Raw genomic sequence first — 15,440 nt, 5'->3', positions numbered from 1 at the left:
GCTTCCTATGCTGGTTCGGCGCAAGGCTGGCCCCCTGCCGGCCTTTCCTCAACGCTTGCCTCCAGGACGCACACCATGCCTTTGCCGACATCGCCGGCTCCGTTCTCCATCCCCTGGCTCGCCCACGGCGCGCACTGGCAGCAACAGGCCGACAACGCACGCGCCGCCTGGGACGGCCAGCGTGCCTTCGGCGCGCAGATCGGCCGCCTGGCCGAACGCCAGGCGCAGCAGGCCCAGGCCGGGCTGGGCGCGCTGGCGCAGAGCATGCAGCAGCTGTTCGCATCGCTGTGGCAGCCGCCGGCCGATGGCGCCGCGCTGGCCGCGCAATGGCAGGACTACTGGCGCGATGCCACCCAGCGCCAGCTGCTGTTGCTGGACACGCTGCGCCGCCGCGGCAACACCTTCCTCGAACACGAGGCCGCCGGCATGCCGCCGGTGCTGGACTTCGACTACGAACTCGTGCTGGACGGCGCCACGCTGCCGCGCCCCGTGAACTACCAGCTGCTGCGCGTGGTGCCGCCCGCGGGCGCGGTGGTCGACGAGGGCAAGCGCCCGTTCATGATCGTGGACCCGCGCGCGGGCCACGGCGCCGGCATCGGCGGCTTCAAGGCCGACAGCCAGGTTGGCGAGGCCTTCAAGAACGGCCACCCGGTCTACTTCGTCGCGTTCCGCCCCGTGCCCGAGCCGGGCCAGACCCTGGCCGACGTGCGCGATGCCGAGCTGCTGTTCCTGTCCGAGATCGCCGCGCGCCACCCCGGGGCGCACCGGCCGGCCGTGGTCGGCAATTGCCAGGGCGGCTGGGCCACCATGCTGTTGGCCGCCTCCCGGCCCGAGCTGGTCGGCCCGGTCGTCATCAACGGTGCGCCCATGTCCTACTGGGCCGGAAAGACCGGGCAGAACCCGATGCGCTACGTCGGCGGCCTGCGCGGCGGTGCGCTGCCGGCGCTGCTGCTGTCGGACCTGGGCGACGGCATCTTCGACGGCTCGGCCCTGGTCGCCAACTTCGAGGGCCTGAACCCGGCCAACAGCCTGTTCAAGAAGGTCTACCACCTCTACGCCAACGTGGACACGGAAGCAGAACGCTTCCTCGAGTTCGAGCGCTGGTGGGGCGGCTTCTTCCTGATGACCGAGGCTGAGATCCGCTGGATCGTGGAGAACCTGTTCGTGGGCAACAAGCTCGCGCGCGGCGAGGCCGAGCTCGGTGGCGAGCGCATCGACCTGCGCAGGATCCGCTCGCCCATCGTGGTGTTCGCCTCCGAGGGCGACAACATCACGCCGCCGCCGCAGGCGCTGAACTGGATCCCCGACCTGTATGCCGACGCCGACGAGATCCGCGCCCACGGCCAGCGCATCGTCTACATGGTGCATGCCGACATCGGCCACCTGGGCATCTTCGTCTCGGCCAAGATCGCCGGCCGCGAGCATGACGCCATCACCGATGTGATGGCCGCGCTCGAGGCGCTGCCGCCCGGCCTGTACGAGATGCGGCTGGACGACGAGGACCGCGTGCGCATCCGCTTCGAGCCGCGCGAGATCGAGGACATCCTGGCGTTCGATGACGGCCGCGACGAAGAGGCGCAGTTCGCCTCGGTGGCGCGGCTGTCCGAGCTCGGCACCCAGGTGTACGAGACGACGCTGCGCCCGCTCGTGCGTGCGGCCGTCACGCCGCCAGCCGCGAAGGCCTTCCGCGCCATGCAGCCGCTGCGCGCGCGGCGCGTGGCCTACTCCGACCGCAACCCGCTGATGGGGCAGGTCGCCACGCTGGCCGAACAGGCGCGCGCGCAACGCACGCCCGTCGATGCCGCCAACCCCTTCCTGGCCTGGGAACGCATGGGCGCGCAGCTGCTGGAGCAGCAGCTGAACCTGTACCGCGACCTGCGCGACGGCCGCAACGAACTGCTGTTCCACCTGCTCTACGGCGCGCCCGCGGTGCAGCGCATGGCCACGCCCGCGCTGACGCAGCGCCACGCGCGGCGCCGCGAGGACCTGCGTGCGCTGCCCGATGTGCGCGCGGCGCTGGACGGCATGACCGAGGGCGGCGCCGTCGAGGGCACGGTGCGCATGCTGCTGCTGATGGCCAAGGCGCGCGGCTACCTGCGCCGCTCGCGCCTGGAGCGGCTGCAGACCTACCGCGCCACGGCCGAGTTCGCGCGCATGGACGAGGAGGCCTGGGGCCGCGTGGTCTACCAGCAGTCCATCGCCATCGAGTTCGAACCCGAGCAGGCGCTGGCCACGCTGCCGCTGCTGCTGGACACGGAGGCCGAGCGCCGCGATGCGCTGGCTGCCGTGCACGCCATCATGGGCGAGGGCCCCAGCCAGCACGCGGCCGCGCATGCTGCAGCCCAGGACCTGCTGCAGCGCTTCGAGGCGCTGCTGCGCCTGCCGCTGGCCGCGCCCATCGTCCACGACGAAGGCGATGAGTCCGACGAGGACAGTCCCGCACCGCCGCCCACCCGGCGCCGGACCGCCCGCGCGAAGGCCACGGCATGAACGCGCCGGCCGACCTGTCGCTGCCTGCCGGCAGCCGCGCCAACCGCACCTGGGACGAACTGCGCGTGGGCGAGTCCGCCAGCATCCAGCGCAGCGTGACCGAGCGCGACCTGTACCTGTTCGCCCACGCCTCGGGCAACCTGAACCCCATGACCACGCCAGGCCAGGCGATGGACCTGGACGGTGACGGCGTGGACGACTGCTTCGTGCCCTCGATGTGGATCGCCTCGCTGGTCTCCAGCGTGCTGGGCAACGTGTTGCCTGGCACCGGCACGCGCTACCGCGACGCGCAGATGGCCTTCGGCGAACCGGCACGCCTGGGCGATGCGCTGCAGGTTTCTGTGCGCGTGGTCGAGAAGCTGGCCGCACCGGCCGTGCTGTTCGACACCGAGGTGCGCCATGCCGATGGCCGCCTGATCGCCAGCGGCCCGGTGCGCGTGGATGCGCCCACGCAGCGCGTGGTGACCGGCGCGCGCGAGCTGCCGGCCGTGTTGCTGGACGCGCACGACCACTTCACGCGGCTGATCGACGCCGCCGCCGCGCTGCCGCCCATGCCCACCGCCGTGGTCTGCCCCGACGATGCCAACGCGCTCGGTGGCGCGCTGCTGGCCTGGCGGCGTGGGCTGATCGCGCCGCTGCTGATCGGCGACCGGGCCCGCATCCTGGCGGCTGCGCAGTCGCTCGGCGCAACGCTGGACGGGCTGCCGGTGTTCGACGTGCCCGGCGCGGGCCAGGCGGCCCGCTACGCCGTGGAGATGGTGCACACGCAGCGTGTGCGCGCCATCATGAAGGGCAACCTGCATTCCGACGAGTTGCTGGCCCAGGTGGTCAAGAAGGACGGTGGGCTGCGCACCGGCCGCCGGATCTCGCACGTGTTCGCGCTCGACGTGGCCACGCTGGCCTACCCGCTGTTCATCACCGATGCAGCCATCAACGTGGCGCCCGACCTGCCGACCAAGGTCGACATCACGCAGAACGCGATCGACCTGGCGCGCGCCTGTGGCGTGGCCTGCCCGCGCGTGGCGCTGCTGTCGGCCGTGGAGACCGTGAACCTGGCGATCCCCTCGTCGATGGACGCGGCCATCATCGCCAAGATGGCCGAGCGCGGCCAGATCACGGGCGGCATCGTCGACGGACCGCTGGCCATGGACAACGCCATCGACGCGGGCGCCGCGCGCGTGAAGAAGCTGGCCTCGCCCGTGGCCGGTGCGGCCCAGGTGCTGGTGGTGCCCAACATCGAGGCCGGCAACATGCTGGCCAAACAGCTGACCTTCGTCTCCATGGCGCATTCGGCCGGTCTGGTGGTCGGCGCCAAAGTGCCCGTGATGCTGACCAGCCGCGCCGACGACGAGCGCGCGCGGCTGGCCTCCTGCGCGCTGGCGCAGCTGTCCGAGCACTTCATGCGCACGGGGCAGAGCGCCGTGCCGGTGCAGGAGGTGCAAGCATGAGCGAGGCTGCACTGTTCCGTGCGGTCCCGGTGGGGCCGGCCGCGGGCGCTGGCACCGAGGTGCTGCTGACGCTCAACGCGGGTTCCTCGTCCATCAAGTTCGCGCTGTTCGAACTGCCGGGCCTGGCGTTGCGCCTGTCCGGCGAGATCGATGGCCTGGGCGCGCAGGCCGGCTTCCAGGTGCGCGATGCCGATGGCGGCGTGCTCGCGCGCCATCGCTGGCACAGCGGCGTCGAGCAGCCAGCCGACCACCGGGACGCACTGACCTGGACCATCGCCTGGCTGGCCGAGCACCAGCGCGGCCTGCGCGTGGCGGCCGTGGGCCACCGCGTCGTGCACGGCGGCCCCGATTTCGGCGAGCCGGTGCTGATCGACGAAGCCGTCCTCGCGCAGCTGCAGGCGCTGGTGCCGCTGGCGCGCCTGCACCAGCCGCACAACCTGGCTGGCATCGCGGCCGCGCGCGCGAGCTTCGGCGACGTGCCGCAGGTGGCCTGCTTCGACACGGGCTTCCACCGCGGCCTGGGCTTCAACGAGGACGCCTTCGCGCTGCCGCGCAACTTTCACGCCGAGGGCGTGCGGCGCTACGGCTTCCATGGGCTGTCGTACGAGTTCATCGCCGGCCGGTTGCGCGCGCTCGACCCGGGCGAGGCGCTGGGCCGCGTGGTCGTCGCCCACCTGGGCAATGGCGCCTCGCTGTGCGGCCTGCGCCAGGGCCGCTCGGTGGCCGCCACCATGGGCTTCTCGGTGCTGGATGGCCTGCCCATGGGCACGCGCTGCGGCCGCATCGACCCGGGCGTGCTGCTGTACCTCATGGAGCAGCGGCAGATGCCGGTGGCGGATCTGTCGCAGCTGCTGTACCAGCAGTCCGGCCTCAAGGCCTTGTCGGGCGGGCTGTCGAACGACATGCGCACGCTGGAGGCGGCGGGCACGCCCGAGGCCGAGCAGGCGATCGGCTACTTCGTGGCCGCGATCCGGCGCGAGATCGGCATGCTGGCCGCCACGCTACAGGGCCTGGACGCGCTGGTGTTCACGGGCGGCATCGGCGAGAACTCGCAACGCGTTCGGCGCGAGGTCATGCAGGGCCTGGGCTGGCTGGGCGTGGCGATGGACGAGGGCCGCAACACCGCGCAGGACCAACTGCTCAGCGCCGCCGGTTCGCGCGTGCTGTGCCTGCGCATCGCCACCGACGAGGAAAGCATGATCGCGCGCCACACGGTGCGCGTGGCGGCCTTGCAGGCCTGATCAGTCCGCGGCGCGCAGTGAGGTCACGGTGAAGGTCCCGCCGACCTTGTCCGCCGTGAACCGCACCTTGTCGCCTGGCTTGACGGCGTCCAGCATCTTCGGATCGGCCACCCGGAACACCATGGACATCGGTGGCATGTCCAGGTTCGGGATGGGACCGTGGCGCAGCGTGAGCTTGCCTTGTTCCAGGTCCACCTTGCGGACCTCGCCATCGACCAGCGGCGCGGCACCGGGTTGTTGCTGGGCGCCGGGGCCAACGGCCGGTGCGGGCTGTGCCTGCGCGGCCATGGCGGCGCAGGCGATGGCCGCCGCGGCCAGGATGTGTGCGAATGTCATGGGAATCTTTCAGGTGCGGGGATGGTGCGCGAAGACCGATGCGCGGCCGGTCTTGGCCGGCATGGCAGCTGCCGAATGCGGCCGGCATGCCGCGGCGGCGGACAGAACGAGGCGGCGCTTCATCGGACCGTGACCTTGCCAACCATCCCGGCCTCGAAATGCCCGGGGAGCAGGCAGGCGAACGCGAACTCGCCGGCCTGGGTGAACTGCCACACGATCTCGCCGCGCCTGCCTGGCTTGACGTGGGCCATGTAGGCCTCTTCGTGTTCCATGCCGGGAAACTTCTTCATCATCTCGGCGTGCTTGCGGAGTTCCCCGGGCGTCCCGATGACGATCTCGTGCAGCACCTGGCCCTTGTTGGCGGCCACGATCCTCACCGTCTCGCCCCGCCGGACGGTGATGTCCGCGGGCGTGAAGCGCATGCTGTCGGCCATGTCGACCTGGATGGTCCGCACCACCTTGGCGGGGTCGCCGGCGCGGCCGAAGGCGGTGTCCTCCACCGTGGAGGCGTCGAACGTCCTGGCCTTGGCCGGGTGGTCCTCGGCGCCGTGCGCGAGGGCGCCGGCATGGGCCAACAGCGCGGCAAGGCCGAGCAGCGTGATTCTGGTGTGCATGTCGGGGTCCTGGGTGTCAGTGGTGGGCGTGACCGCTGCCGGAGGGCTTGCGCACGGTCATGGTGTTGCGGTCCGCCTGGGGGGCTGGCGCGCGGGCGGGTTGCGCGACCTGGCCCTTGAACTCGTAGGCGACAGTGCCTGGCGGGTGCTGGTAGGGCGCAGGCTCCTTGTAGTCGCCCGGCCGCACCTCGTCGCGCACCTTGACGACGCTGAACATGCCGCCCATCTCGAGCGGGCCGAAGGGTCCGGTGCCGGTCATCATGGGCAGCGTGTTGTCGGGCAGCGGCATCTCCATGGAGCCCATGTCCACCATGCCCTTGTCGCCCATGACCATGTAGTCGGGCACGAGCCTGGTGATGCGCTCGGCCACGCCCCGGTGGTCCACGCCGATCATGTTCGGCACGTCGTGGCCCATGGCGTTCATCGTGTGGTGCGACTTGTGGCAATGGATCGCCCAGTCGCCGGCCACGGCATCGAACTCGAAGGCGCGCATCTGCCCCACGGCGATGTCGGTCGTCACCTCGGGCCAGCGCGCCGCGGGCGGCACCCAGCCGCCGTCCGTGCCGGTGACCACGAAGTGCGGCCCGTGCATGTGGATCGGGTGGTTGGTCATGGTGAGGTTGCCCACGCGCACGCGCACCCGGTCGCCCGTGCGGCACACCAGTGGGTCGATGCCGGGGAACACGCGGCTGTTCCAGGTCCACAGGTTGAAGTCGGTCATCTCGGCCGTCTTCGGCGTGGCCGCGCCGGGTTCGATGTCGTAGGCGGCCAGCAGGAACACGAAGTCGCGGTCCACCCGCATCTGCCGCTGGCCCTTGGGATGGATGACGAACATGCCCATCATGCCCATGGCCATCTGCGTCATCTCGTCGGCATGCGGGTGGTACATGTGGGTGCCGGCGCGCAGCAGGGTGAACTCGTAGACGAAGGTCTTGCCCACCGGGATGTGCGGCTGCGTGAGGCCGCCCACGCCGTCCATGCCCGAGGGCAGCAGGATGCCGTGCCAGTGCACGGTGGTGTGTTCGGGCAGCTTGTTGGTGACGAAGATGCGCACCCGGTCGCCCTCGACGGCCTCGATGGTCGGCCCGGGGCTGCTGCCGTTGTAGCCCCACAGGTTGGCCTTCATGCCGGGCGCGAACTCGCGCACCACGGGCTCGGCGACCAGGTGGAATTCCTTGACGCCGTCGCGCATGCGCCAGGGCAGGCTCCAGCCGTTGAGCGTGGCGACCGGGTTGAACGGCCGGCCCGTGTCGGGCGGGCGCGGCGGCTGCATGGCCGGCGAGCTCTGGTAGACGGCCTCGGGCAGGGATGCGGCGCCCACGCGGCTGACCGTCGTGGCACCCAGGGCGACGGCGCCTGCCGTCCTGAAGAAGTTTCTGCGGTTGGACATGGTGCTCTTTCAGTGGCCGGCGGCCTGTTCGCTGGGGGCTGCGCCGGGCGCAGCCGGTGCCGCGGTAGCGCCGCCGGGCGAGCGGCCCGTCAGCGCGGTTTGCAGATTCGTCTGTGCAATCCAGAAGTCGCGCAGGGCCTGTACATAGTCGGTGACGCCCCGGACCTGTTCGCGCGCGTCGGCCAGCAGTTCGAAGACACCGATGAGCATCCCGTTGTAGCGCAGCAGGTTCTCTTCGGAGATGCGCTTGCGCAGCGGCACCACTTCGTCGCGGTAGTGCCTGGCGAGGTCGAACGCAGTCCGGTAGGCAAAGTAGGACTCGCGCACTTCGGACCGTGCATTCACGGCGATGGCTGCGGTGCGGTGCACGGATTGCATGTAGGTGGATTCGGCCCGCGCCGACCGTGCGGCGCCGAAGTCGAACAGGGGGATGGGCAGCTCGATCTCGAAGCCGTTGCGGCGCGGCTCGCCGGTCTCGCTCTTGTTCTGGTAGCCCACTTCCAGCCCATCGATGAAGCGCGTGGCGTTCGTGAGGCCCAGCGACCGGGCCGTGGCTTCGGTGGAGCGTTTGGCCATCAACACGTCCAGACGCTTCTCGATGGCGAGCTGCTCGGCGTTCTGCGGCGTGGTGGGCGACTTCGGCAGCTCGGGCAGGCGCCCGGGCAGCCTGAAGTCGAGCTGCGCGCCTGATAGTCCGAGCAAGCGCGTCAGGCGCTCGCGCTCGGCGACGGCCTGCTGCTCGGCGCGGGCCAGCCCTGCTGTCGCGTCGGCATAGAACGCCTGCTCGCGCAGCTGGGCCAGCTTGTTGAAGTTGCCCGCACGCAGCATGCGCTTGGCGAGTTCATTGGAGGCGTCGGCCGTCTCCTTGACCTGCCGAAGGTACTGGACCATCTCCTGCGCGGCCACGGCTGTGAAGTAGGCCTTGCGCGTGTCGGCGGCCAGGCCGACCGCCTCCAACGCTGCGGCGTACTGGGCCTGCTCGAAGTTGCGCTGCTGGATCCGGATGGCCGCAGGCATCGTCAGCAGTCCCAGGACATCGAACATCACCGAGCGATCGATCTCCGCGGCGCCGCCCCCCAGCGCCAGGCGGCCGAAGCCGAACACCGGGTTGCGCAGGCGCCCCGCCTGGACCAGGTCGGCTTCGGCGATGCCGAGCTGGCTGAAGCTCGCCTGCAGGCCACGGTTGTTGAGCAAGGCCAGCTCGACGGCGGCATCTGGCGACAGGGGTTGGCGCAACAGCTCGCTGACCCGGGTACGGGCCTGGTCCACATCCTGCGCGGTACGCTGGGGTGCAATGCCTTGGCCTGCACGCTCTTGGGTCAGCTCGGCCACTCGGTCCAACCCGCCGTCAGGCGAGAAGGAGGCGCAGCCCGCCAGCACCAGGGTCGCGAGCGCTGCTGCCGTGAGCCGCATCATGGCTTGCCTCCGTGCATGGCGCGGCCCCCATGCGGCCCGGCCATCGAAGGGGCGGCAGCCGGTGCGGAAGGCGCATTGCCCGTAGCCGGTGGCATGGCGTGACCGGCGTGCGCGCCGGACTGGTCATTGGGCGTGGCCACCAGCGCATCGTTGAGCTGGCGCCAGTTGCCGGGCTGGATGTCCTGCCGGGGCTTGTAGTCGGAGAAGGCGGACTCGTAGCGCAGCACCGGCGCAGCCGCTTGAGGATCTTCTGCCTGGCTGCCGACCGATTGGGCCGACACGCCAAGCGACAGGCACAGCACCAGCGCAGGTGCCCAGCCGTGAGCGAGCTTGTTCATTGTTCAAAACCATGTGAGAGAGCCGGCGTGTGCCGGCAGACGCTCACGCGTCCACGAAGCGGACGCACGAGCCCCATCAGGCCTCTGGCGGAGGCCTCGAAGGGTCAGATGGTTCGTGGGGGGCGGTCCTGGCCGTCCGACTGGAAGGTCGGCGCCGGGGCCCGGAGATCGGGGAAGGAGGCTGAGGCCAGATCGAGCGGGGTGGCGAGGCCCCGCGCCGCGCTCGGCACCGGCGGCGTGGCGCACGACGCCGAACACATGTTGCACTTGTCGGCGGGGCCGGCCGCATGCGCATGGTCGGCCGCTGCGTTGTCGGCGCCTTGGGCATGCCCAGCCTCGTCATGCCCATGGTTGCCGTGCCCATGGCCGCCGGCATCCGCGCCGAGCTGCTGCACCGGAGCGCTCGCGGGCGGCGGACAGGCCATGGCCGCCGCCATCGCACCCCGGACGGGGAGCAACACGGCGAGCAGCACGAGCAGCCAGATGCGCAGCAGTTTCACGGGCTTGGGCGACGGGCGGAAATCCCGTCGATGCATGAATTGCCCGCGATGCTAAACCTTGCCATGGGGGCAAGGTCAATGGGGCGGTGGTGCTGCGGTGGGGCTCGACGATGAAGCCAGCCTGTCGGGATGGCTCCGGGTCAGTGGTCCGGCGGCGTGGAGGTGCGCTGTGGCGCACCGCCCTTGTGCTCGAACAGCCGCGCGAACAGCGGCAGCGAGGCCATGATGGCCAGCGTCAGCAGCGTGGCGAGGATGGCCGTGCTCTCCTTGCCCAGGCCTGCCGCCACGCCGATGGCGGCCGTCATCCAGATGCCGGCCGCCGTGGTCAGGCCCTTGACCTGGGTTTCGGCGTCGCCCTTCAGGATGGTGCCGGCGCCCAGGAAGCCAACGCCGGCGATCACGCCCTGCAGCACCCGGCTCATGTCGGCCGCGCCGATGTCGAATTGCTGCGAGGCCAGCACGAACATGGCGGCGCCCATGGCCACCAGCATGTGGGTGCGCACGCCAGCGGCCTTGCCCTTGGCTTCGCGCTCGATGCCCAGCAGGCCGCCGAGCAGGGCGGCCAGGGCCAGGCGCAGCACGATGCGCGTGGCGTCCTCCAGGCTGCGCAGGTCGGAGAATTCCTCGGCGACGGTGGCGCCGATGCGGGCCAGGGCGTTGTCCATCGCGTCCTCAGCCGCTTACGGCAGTTCCTTGCTCGGGTCGGGCGCGCCGGTGGCCAGCGGGCCCACGCTGCCCATGCGCGCCTTCAGCGACTGCGGCTGGCCGGTCAGGATGGCGGCGTAGTTGGTGGCGTTGGAGACCACCTTCTTGACGTAGTCGCGCGTCTCGTTGAACGGGATGTTCTCGGCCCAGATGGCGGCTTCCAGCGTCGGGCTGCCGGCCTGGCCGCGCCACACGCGCGGCCGGCCCGGGCCGGCGTTGTAGGCGGCCGCGGCCATGGGCATGGAACCAGAGAAATCGTCCAGCACGAGTTTGAGGTAGCCGGTACCGATGGCGATGTTGGTCTCGCGGTCGTTGATCTGGCCCGGCTGGAAGTCGGTCAGGCCGATCTTGCGGGCCGTCCAGCGCGCCGTGGCCGGCATCACCTGCATGAGGCCGGAGGCACCCACGTGCGAGCGCACGTCGAGGATGAAGCGCGACTCCTGGCGGATCAGGCCATAGACGAAGGCCGGGTCGAGATTGATTGCGCGGCTGCGCGGCACCACCGAATCCTGCATCGGCATCGGGAAGCGCTGGCTGAAGTCGATGGCCTGGCGCGTGCGCTCGCTGGTGTTGATGCAGCGGTCCCAGACCTCGCGCTCGCAGGCGAGATCGGCAGCGGCCAGCAGGTCGCGCTCGGCCATGCCGCCCGGGCTGTGCAGGTTGGTGGCGTAGTTCCACTCGCGCACGCCTTCGCTGCGCAAGCCCATGCCGATGGCGTAGAGCGCGCGCTGCAGGCTGGGGTTGCTGCGGGCCAGGGCCTTCTCGTCGGGCGTGGGCGGTGGCGGCGCGGGCGGCACCTCGATCTTGCGGCCGAGTTCCTCCAGCGCCAGCTGCTCGTAGAAGCCGCGCACGCCAGCGATGCTTTCGTACAGCTGCAGCGCCTCGGCGCGGTCGGCTTCATTGCCGATCTTCTGCAACGCGCGGGCGCGCCAGTAGATCCAGGTCGGGTCCAGGCGGCTCTCGTCGCCCATGGCCTGGATGGTGGTGGTCAGGGCCTTCCACTGGCCTTCGCGCAGCGCGGTGCGGGCCTTCCAGACCAGCATTTCGTCGTGCAGGTCGGTGTCGCGCTGGACCTTGCTGAAGTACTCCCAGGTCGTGGGCGAGCGGCGGATCGCGGCCTGCTTGCCGATCGTGCCCCAGAGCCAGTTGCGCTCCTCGGCCGAGAGCTGCACGCTCCACTTGCTGTCCAGTGCCGCGGCGGCCTGCTCGGGGTCGGAGGCGGCCAGCTTGACCAGGGCCAGCGTGATGAGTTCGCGGCGCAGCTTGGAGGCGGCCACGCTGCGGCCGGCCAGGTAGCGCACCGGACTGTCGAGCAGCTGGCCGACCTGGTCCAGCACCTCGGGCGCGACGATCTGCACGGCGTCGCGCGTGGCGCGGCCGCGGTTGGCCTCGGCCGACAGGCGGGCCTTGCGCCAGACGTCCTCGGCCGGCAGGCGGCGGGTGGCGTAGAGGCGGTCTGCCGCCTGGGTGCAGCCGTCGTCGGCGTCGCGCTGGGCCAGCCACAGGCGGCGCACGTCGTCGGCCGCCACCTGCGAGGCGGGTTGGTTGCTGCGCAGCTGGTCGACCAGCAGGGCGTAGCAGCGCACCTGGCGGTCGTCGCCCATGCGGAACTGCGGGTGCTCGGCGGCGAAAGTGCTCCAGTCGCGGCGCTGGCCCAGCAAGAGCAGCCAGTCGTTGCGCAACCGGTCTTCCTGGTAGCTGCCGGCGTAGCGGGCGCTGAAGGCCTGCATGTCGGCGCTCGTGAAGTCCTCCAACCGGCTGCGGGCTTCCCAGTAGGCCGCCCAGGGTTCCAGCACGTGGCCACGCACCTGCGGCAGCAGGCTGGCCAGGCGTGCCTTGTCGCCGCGCCGCGCGGCCTGCTGCATGTCCAGGATCAGCTGGTCGGCAGGGGTCTGGGCCGGGCTGGGCAGGGCCGCACCCAGGCCGGCCATGAGAACGATCGATGTCAGAATGGCCCGTACTTGCATGGGGGAGGATTATGGAGAAATCGGCCGAGGACAAGGCGCGCGAACGCAAAGCCTTGCGCACCGCACTGTTGGAAGCGCGCCTGGCCTTGCCCGACCGCATGGAGCGTGCGCGGGCCCTGCAGCAGGTCATGCGCATCTGGCTGGTCGGCCGGGCCGACACGGTGATCGGCGCCTACTGGCCGATCAAGGGCGAGTTCGATCCGCTGCCGGCGCTGCACCGCTGGAAGGAAGACGGTGAGCTGCAGGGCGAGGCGACGCGCAAGCGCATCGGCCTGCCCGTGGTGGACAAGGTGCACAAGACGCTGACCTTCCACGCCTGGTACCCCGGCTGCCCGATGGAAGAAGACGCCTACGGCATTCCCAAGCCCAAGGGCACCGAGGTGGTGGTGCCCACGCTGCTGTTCGTGCCCTGCGTGGGCTATGCGGCGGGCGGCTACCGGCTGGGCTATGGCGGCGGCTTCTACGACCGCACGCTGGCCACGCTGCAGCCCAAGCCGCTGACGGTGGGCCTGGGCTTCGGCACGGGCTTCCTGGACGACTTCGAGCCCGAGCCGCACGACGTGCCGCTGGACGCCATCCTGAACGACCACGGCGTGGTCTGGCCGATCAAGTAGCCGGCCGCGGCCGGGTCAATCGATGTCGTCCACCGTGTCGGGGTCGGGCGCGTCGCCGACGGCCGCACGCGTGAGCGCCGCCTGGTCCATGAGCCAGTCGCAGAAGGCCCGAACCTCGGGCCGGGCCTCGCTGCGGGGCGCCAGCTTGAGCCAGTAGGTCATCGGCGAGTCCATGCGCCGGTCGGGCAGTACCTCGACCAGGTCGCCATTGGCCATGCTTTCGGCCACCAGGGGCAAGCGCGCCAGTACCAGGCCCTGGCCGGCCAGCGCGGCCTGCACCATCTGGTAGGCATAGTTGAAGTAGAGCCAGCGCTGGGGCTGGAACTTGCGGGCGCTGGCGGCCGGCAACTGCAATTCGATCCAGCGCTGCCAGGTCAGCCACTGCAGGTGCGTGTAGTGGGCATCGCCGGCCTCGATCAGCGTGAACTGGGCCAGGTCTTCGGGTTGGTGCAGGCGCACGCCGCTCTTGAGCAGCCAGGGGCTGGCCACCGGCGTCAGCTGTTCGCCGAACAGGCGGCGGCCGTCGGCCGGCATGTTGGCGAAGTGGCCGTAGCGCAGCGACATGTCCACATCGGAGATGTCCAGGTCGACCACGGCGTCGGTGGCGTCGATGCGGATGTCGATGTCCGGATGGTCGCGCTGGAAGGCTTCGAGGCGCGGGATCAGCCACATTGAGGCGAACGAGGCGAAGGTCGTCAGCGAGACGCTGCGCCGCCCGGCGCTCTGGCGGATCTGGCGCACGGCGCCGTCCAGCCGCTCCAATGCCGGTGCGGCGGCGGCCAGCAGCTGCGCGCCAGCGCCCGTGAGCTCCACGGCGCGCGTGTGACGCAGGAACAGGGGCACGCCGACCTCTTCCTCCAGGCTCTGGATCTGCCGGCTCACGGCGGACTGGGTGAGCGCCAGCTCCTCCGCCGCGACGCGGAAGTTCAGGTGGCGTGCCACGGCCAGGAAGGCGCGCAGGGTGCCGGCCGCGATGGGCCGGGTGCGCAGATGGGTCTGGGAGTGCTGCATGGGGTGATTGATGCGCTCGGCGAATCAATAGCCTAGCCCGATTTCATTGGACCGCCAAGGGGCTGGCGACGATCATTCCTTCCCAAGCACCGAACTCAGGAGCCCGCCATGTTCACCCAAGCCACGCAAAGTACGCATCAATCCTCGTCCGCCGCCGCCCTCCCGGGCTGCTGGAAGCTCGACGCCGGCCAGGCCCTGAGCCTGACCCCGTCCAGCGCGGGCGTGCTGCGCATTGCGCACGGGCGTGTCTGGGTCACCATGGACATGCTGCGCACCGACATCCAGGCCTCAGGTGACCTGTTCCTGGTCCCTGGGCGGGGGATGGTGGTGCAGGCGGGGCAGCGCGTGGTGCTCGAATCCTCGGGTGCCGAGCGTGGGGCTGCAGCCTACTTCGCCTGGGATCCGCTGCCGCAGACCCAGGCCCGCGCAGTCGGCCGTGCCCTGCAGTCCGGCCGCTGGCAGCAGGCCGTGGCCCAGCCGGTGCGCGACCTCGGGCTGGCCCTGGGCCAGGCCGGCGCCGCGCTGGCACGGCTGGCGCTGGGCCTGGTCGGCCTGGTGCTGCCGCCGGCGCGCGGCAGCATGCAGCAGCAGTCCTGAGCGCCAGGCCTACCAACGCGCCGGCAGCTTCGCCAGCAAGGCGATGCGCCGGTCGCGCACGCCGACATAGCCGCCGGCCTCCAGGTCTTTCATGATGCGGCTGACCATCTCCCGGCTGCAGCCGACGCGGCTGGCGATGTCCTGCTGCGTCATGCGCTCGCGCATCAGCGCGGTGCCGTCGGGCTGGGGTTCGGCCAGTTCCGTCAGCAGCTGCGTGATGCGGCCGTAGACATCGGTGAAGGCCAGGTTGCGCACGGCGTTGGTGGCCGATCGCGCGCGCCGGATCACCTTGCCCAGCAGGTCCAGCGCAAAGCCAGGCTCCTGGCCGATGAAGGCCAGCAAGGTGGCGCGCGACACCAGCGAGCACACGGCCGGCTCCAGCGTGATCACGCTCGCCGAGCGCGGCCCGCCATCCAGCGCCATCTCGCCGAAGTAGTCGCCGGCGACGATCACGCCCAGCGTGATCTCGCGGCCGTTGGAATCGGTGCTGAAGACCTTGACGCGGCCTTCCATGACGACGAAGAGCGTGTCGCCATGGTCCGACTCATGGATCAGGATGGTGCCCTTGCGGTAATGCCGCACGTCGCCGAGGGCGGCAAGGCGGCGCAAGGGGCTGGACGGGGCGGCGTTGGAACTGAACGCGTCGGTCTGTGCACTCAACTCGGACATCATGGCTCGACGTGCCGCGTGGCGGCGGCGCTGGTGTGGCGTGTTCGCGCCAGTCTAAGCCATGCATCCCGGCGCCGCGCGCGCGGGCGCGACGGGGCCCGGCA

Annotated in this window: 15 protein-coding genes; 5 read left to right on the top strand and 10 right to left on the bottom strand. The window is 70.7% G+C overall.

Annotated features, from left to right (window positions below):
- The first annotated feature begins 75 nt into the window (after nucleotides 1-75).
- From ACSQ4M_RS01115 to ACSQ4M_RS01105, 3 genes are read left to right on the top strand one after another with little or no spacing between them, the layout of a single operon-like run.
- Nucleotides 76-2,490 (top strand): DUF3141 domain-containing protein, encoded by a 2,415-nt coding sequence (locus tag ACSQ4M_RS01115; protein WP_436187841.1) that lies wholly within the window; start codon nucleotides 76-78, stop codon nucleotides 2,488-2,490.
- Complete coding sequence (locus tag ACSQ4M_RS01110) at nucleotides 2,487-3,938, top strand: bifunctional enoyl-CoA hydratase/phosphate acetyltransferase (RefSeq protein ID WP_436187840.1); 1,452 nt, start codon at nucleotides 2,487-2,489, stop codon at nucleotides 3,936-3,938. The genes ACSQ4M_RS01115 and ACSQ4M_RS01110 overlap by 4 nt, the downstream gene beginning before the upstream one ends.
- Nucleotides 3,935-5,179, top strand: coding sequence for an acetate/propionate family kinase (locus ACSQ4M_RS01105; RefSeq protein ID WP_436187839.1), 1,245 nt, complete (start codon nucleotides 3,935-3,937; stop codon nucleotides 5,177-5,179). The genes ACSQ4M_RS01110 and ACSQ4M_RS01105 overlap by 4 nt, the downstream gene beginning before the upstream one ends.
- Here the strand turns inward: ACSQ4M_RS01105 and ACSQ4M_RS01100 are convergent, their stop codons facing one another.
- The 8 genes from ACSQ4M_RS01100 to ACSQ4M_RS01065 all read right to left on the bottom strand — a co-directional run bounded on the left by ACSQ4M_RS01100 (nucleotide 5,180) and on the right by ACSQ4M_RS01065 (nucleotide 12,445).
- Nucleotides 5,180-5,515, bottom strand: a complete 336-nt coding sequence (locus ACSQ4M_RS01100) for a copper-binding protein (RefSeq protein WP_436187838.1) — start codon at nucleotides 5,513-5,515, stop codon at nucleotides 5,180-5,182.
- Between the two features lie 119 nt (nucleotides 5,516-5,634).
- Nucleotides 5,635-6,129 carry a cupredoxin domain-containing protein gene (locus ACSQ4M_RS01095; protein ID WP_436187837.1) on the bottom strand — a complete coding sequence of 165 codons (495 nt, stop codon included), beginning with the start codon at nucleotides 6,127-6,129 and terminating at the stop codon, nucleotides 5,635-5,637.
- Between the two features lie 16 nt (nucleotides 6,130-6,145).
- Nucleotides 6,146-7,519, bottom strand: a complete 1,374-nt coding sequence (locus ACSQ4M_RS01090; protein WP_436187836.1) for a multicopper oxidase family protein — start codon at nucleotides 7,517-7,519, stop codon at nucleotides 6,146-6,148.
- Between the two features lie 9 nt (nucleotides 7,520-7,528).
- Nucleotides 7,529-8,935 carry a TolC family protein gene (locus ACSQ4M_RS01085; protein WP_436187835.1) on the bottom strand — a complete coding sequence of 469 codons (1,407 nt, stop codon included), beginning with the start codon at nucleotides 8,933-8,935 and terminating at the stop codon, nucleotides 7,529-7,531.
- Entirely contained in the window at nucleotides 8,932-9,273 is a 342-nt protein-coding gene (locus ACSQ4M_RS01080) for a hypothetical protein (protein WP_436187834.1), read from the bottom strand. The genes ACSQ4M_RS01085 and ACSQ4M_RS01080 overlap by 4 nt, the downstream gene beginning before the upstream one ends.
- 104 nt (nucleotides 9,274-9,377) lie before the next feature.
- Entirely contained in the window at nucleotides 9,378-9,773 is a 396-nt protein-coding gene (locus ACSQ4M_RS01075) for a hypothetical protein (RefSeq protein WP_436187833.1), read from the bottom strand.
- Nucleotides 9,774-9,913: 140 nt separating this feature from the next.
- Nucleotides 9,914-10,438, bottom strand: a complete 525-nt coding sequence (locus tag ACSQ4M_RS01070) for an MgtC/SapB family protein (protein WP_436187832.1) — start codon at nucleotides 10,436-10,438, stop codon at nucleotides 9,914-9,916.
- Between the two features lie 15 nt (nucleotides 10,439-10,453).
- On the bottom strand, nucleotides 10,454-12,445 hold the full coding sequence (locus ACSQ4M_RS01065) for a transglycosylase SLT domain-containing protein (protein ID WP_436187831.1): 1,992 nt from the start codon (nucleotides 12,443-12,445) through the stop codon (nucleotides 10,454-10,456).
- Between the two features lie 11 nt (nucleotides 12,446-12,456).
- Here ACSQ4M_RS01065 and ACSQ4M_RS01060 point away from each other — a divergent pair, with 11 nt between their 5' ends.
- Entirely contained in the window at nucleotides 12,457-13,059 is a 603-nt protein-coding gene (locus ACSQ4M_RS01060) for a 5-formyltetrahydrofolate cyclo-ligase (protein WP_436187830.1), read from the top strand.
- A 15-nt stretch (nucleotides 13,060-13,074) separates the two neighbouring features.
- On the opposite strand, the gene ACSQ4M_RS01055 is transcribed toward ACSQ4M_RS01060, so the two are convergent.
- Nucleotides 13,075-14,070, bottom strand: a complete 996-nt coding sequence (locus tag ACSQ4M_RS01055) for a LysR substrate-binding domain-containing protein (protein WP_436187829.1) — start codon at nucleotides 14,068-14,070, stop codon at nucleotides 13,075-13,077.
- Between the two features lie 108 nt (nucleotides 14,071-14,178).
- On the opposite strand from ACSQ4M_RS01055, the gene ACSQ4M_RS01050 reads away from it, so the two are divergent.
- A complete protein-coding gene (locus ACSQ4M_RS01050) occupies nucleotides 14,179-14,667 on the top strand; it encodes a DUF2917 domain-containing protein (protein ID WP_436187828.1) in 489 nt (162 codons plus the stop codon).
- Between the two features lie 9 nt (nucleotides 14,668-14,676).
- Here the strand turns inward: ACSQ4M_RS01050 and ACSQ4M_RS01045 are convergent, their stop codons facing one another.
- Nucleotides 14,677-15,336, bottom strand: a complete 660-nt coding sequence (locus ACSQ4M_RS01045; protein WP_056661471.1) for a Crp/Fnr family transcriptional regulator — start codon at nucleotides 15,334-15,336, stop codon at nucleotides 14,677-14,679.
- Between the last annotated feature and the right edge of the window lie 104 nt (nucleotides 15,337-15,440).

Origin of the sequence: Pseudorhodoferax sp. LjRoot39, assembly GCF_964253035.1 — a bacterium.
In the GTDB taxonomy this organism is placed as follows: domain Bacteria; phylum Pseudomonadota; class Gammaproteobacteria; order Burkholderiales; family Burkholderiaceae_C; genus Pseudorhodoferax.
The sequence above is the reverse complement of the archived record's forward strand: the minus strand, read 5'-3'. Positions and strand labels throughout refer to the sequence as shown.

What these genes read in the sequence shown, in the direction of transcription:
- ACSQ4M_RS01115 (WP_436187841.1), top strand. Translation starts at nt 76, where the DNA reads ATGCCTTTGCCGACATCGCCGGCTCCGTTCTCCATCCCCTGGCTCGCC.
- ACSQ4M_RS01110 (WP_436187840.1), top strand. Translation starts at nt 2,487, where the DNA reads ATGAACGCGCCGGCCGACCTGTCGCTGCCTGCCGGCAGCCGCGCCAAC.
- ACSQ4M_RS01105 (WP_436187839.1), top strand. Translation starts at nt 3,935, where the DNA reads ATGAGCGAGGCTGCACTGTTCCGTGCGGTCCCGGTGGGGCCGGCCGCG.
- ACSQ4M_RS01100 (WP_436187838.1), bottom strand. Translation starts at nt 5,515, where the DNA reads ATGACATTCGCACACATCCTGGCCGCGGCGGCCATCGCCTGCGCCGCC.
- ACSQ4M_RS01095 (WP_436187837.1), bottom strand. Translation starts at nt 6,129, where the DNA reads ATGCACACCAGAATCACGCTGCTCGGCCTTGCCGCGCTGTTGGCCCAT.
- ACSQ4M_RS01090 (WP_436187836.1), bottom strand. Translation starts at nt 7,519, where the DNA reads ATGTCCAACCGCAGAAACTTCTTCAGGACGGCAGGCGCCGTCGCCCTG.
- ACSQ4M_RS01085 (WP_436187835.1), bottom strand. Translation starts at nt 8,935, where the DNA reads ATGATGCGGCTCACGGCAGCAGCGCTCGCGACCCTGGTGCTGGCGGGC.
- ACSQ4M_RS01080 (WP_436187834.1), bottom strand. Translation starts at nt 9,273, where the DNA reads ATGAACAAGCTCGCTCACGGCTGGGCACCTGCGCTGGTGCTGTGCCTG.
- ACSQ4M_RS01070 (WP_436187832.1), bottom strand. Translation starts at nt 10,438, where the DNA reads ATGGACAACGCCCTGGCCCGCATCGGCGCCACCGTCGCCGAGGAATTC.
- ACSQ4M_RS01065 (WP_436187831.1), bottom strand. Translation starts at nt 12,445, where the DNA reads ATGCAAGTACGGGCCATTCTGACATCGATCGTTCTCATGGCCGGCCTG.
- ACSQ4M_RS01060 (WP_436187830.1), top strand. Translation starts at nt 12,457, where the DNA reads ATGGAGAAATCGGCCGAGGACAAGGCGCGCGAACGCAAAGCCTTGCGC.
- ACSQ4M_RS01055 (WP_436187829.1), bottom strand. Translation starts at nt 14,070, where the DNA reads ATGCAGCACTCCCAGACCCATCTGCGCACCCGGCCCATCGCGGCCGGC.
- ACSQ4M_RS01050 (WP_436187828.1), top strand. Translation starts at nt 14,179, where the DNA reads ATGTTCACCCAAGCCACGCAAAGTACGCATCAATCCTCGTCCGCCGCC.
- ACSQ4M_RS01045 (WP_056661471.1), bottom strand. Translation starts at nt 15,336, where the DNA reads ATGTCCGAGTTGAGTGCACAGACCGACGCGTTCAGTTCCAACGCCGCC.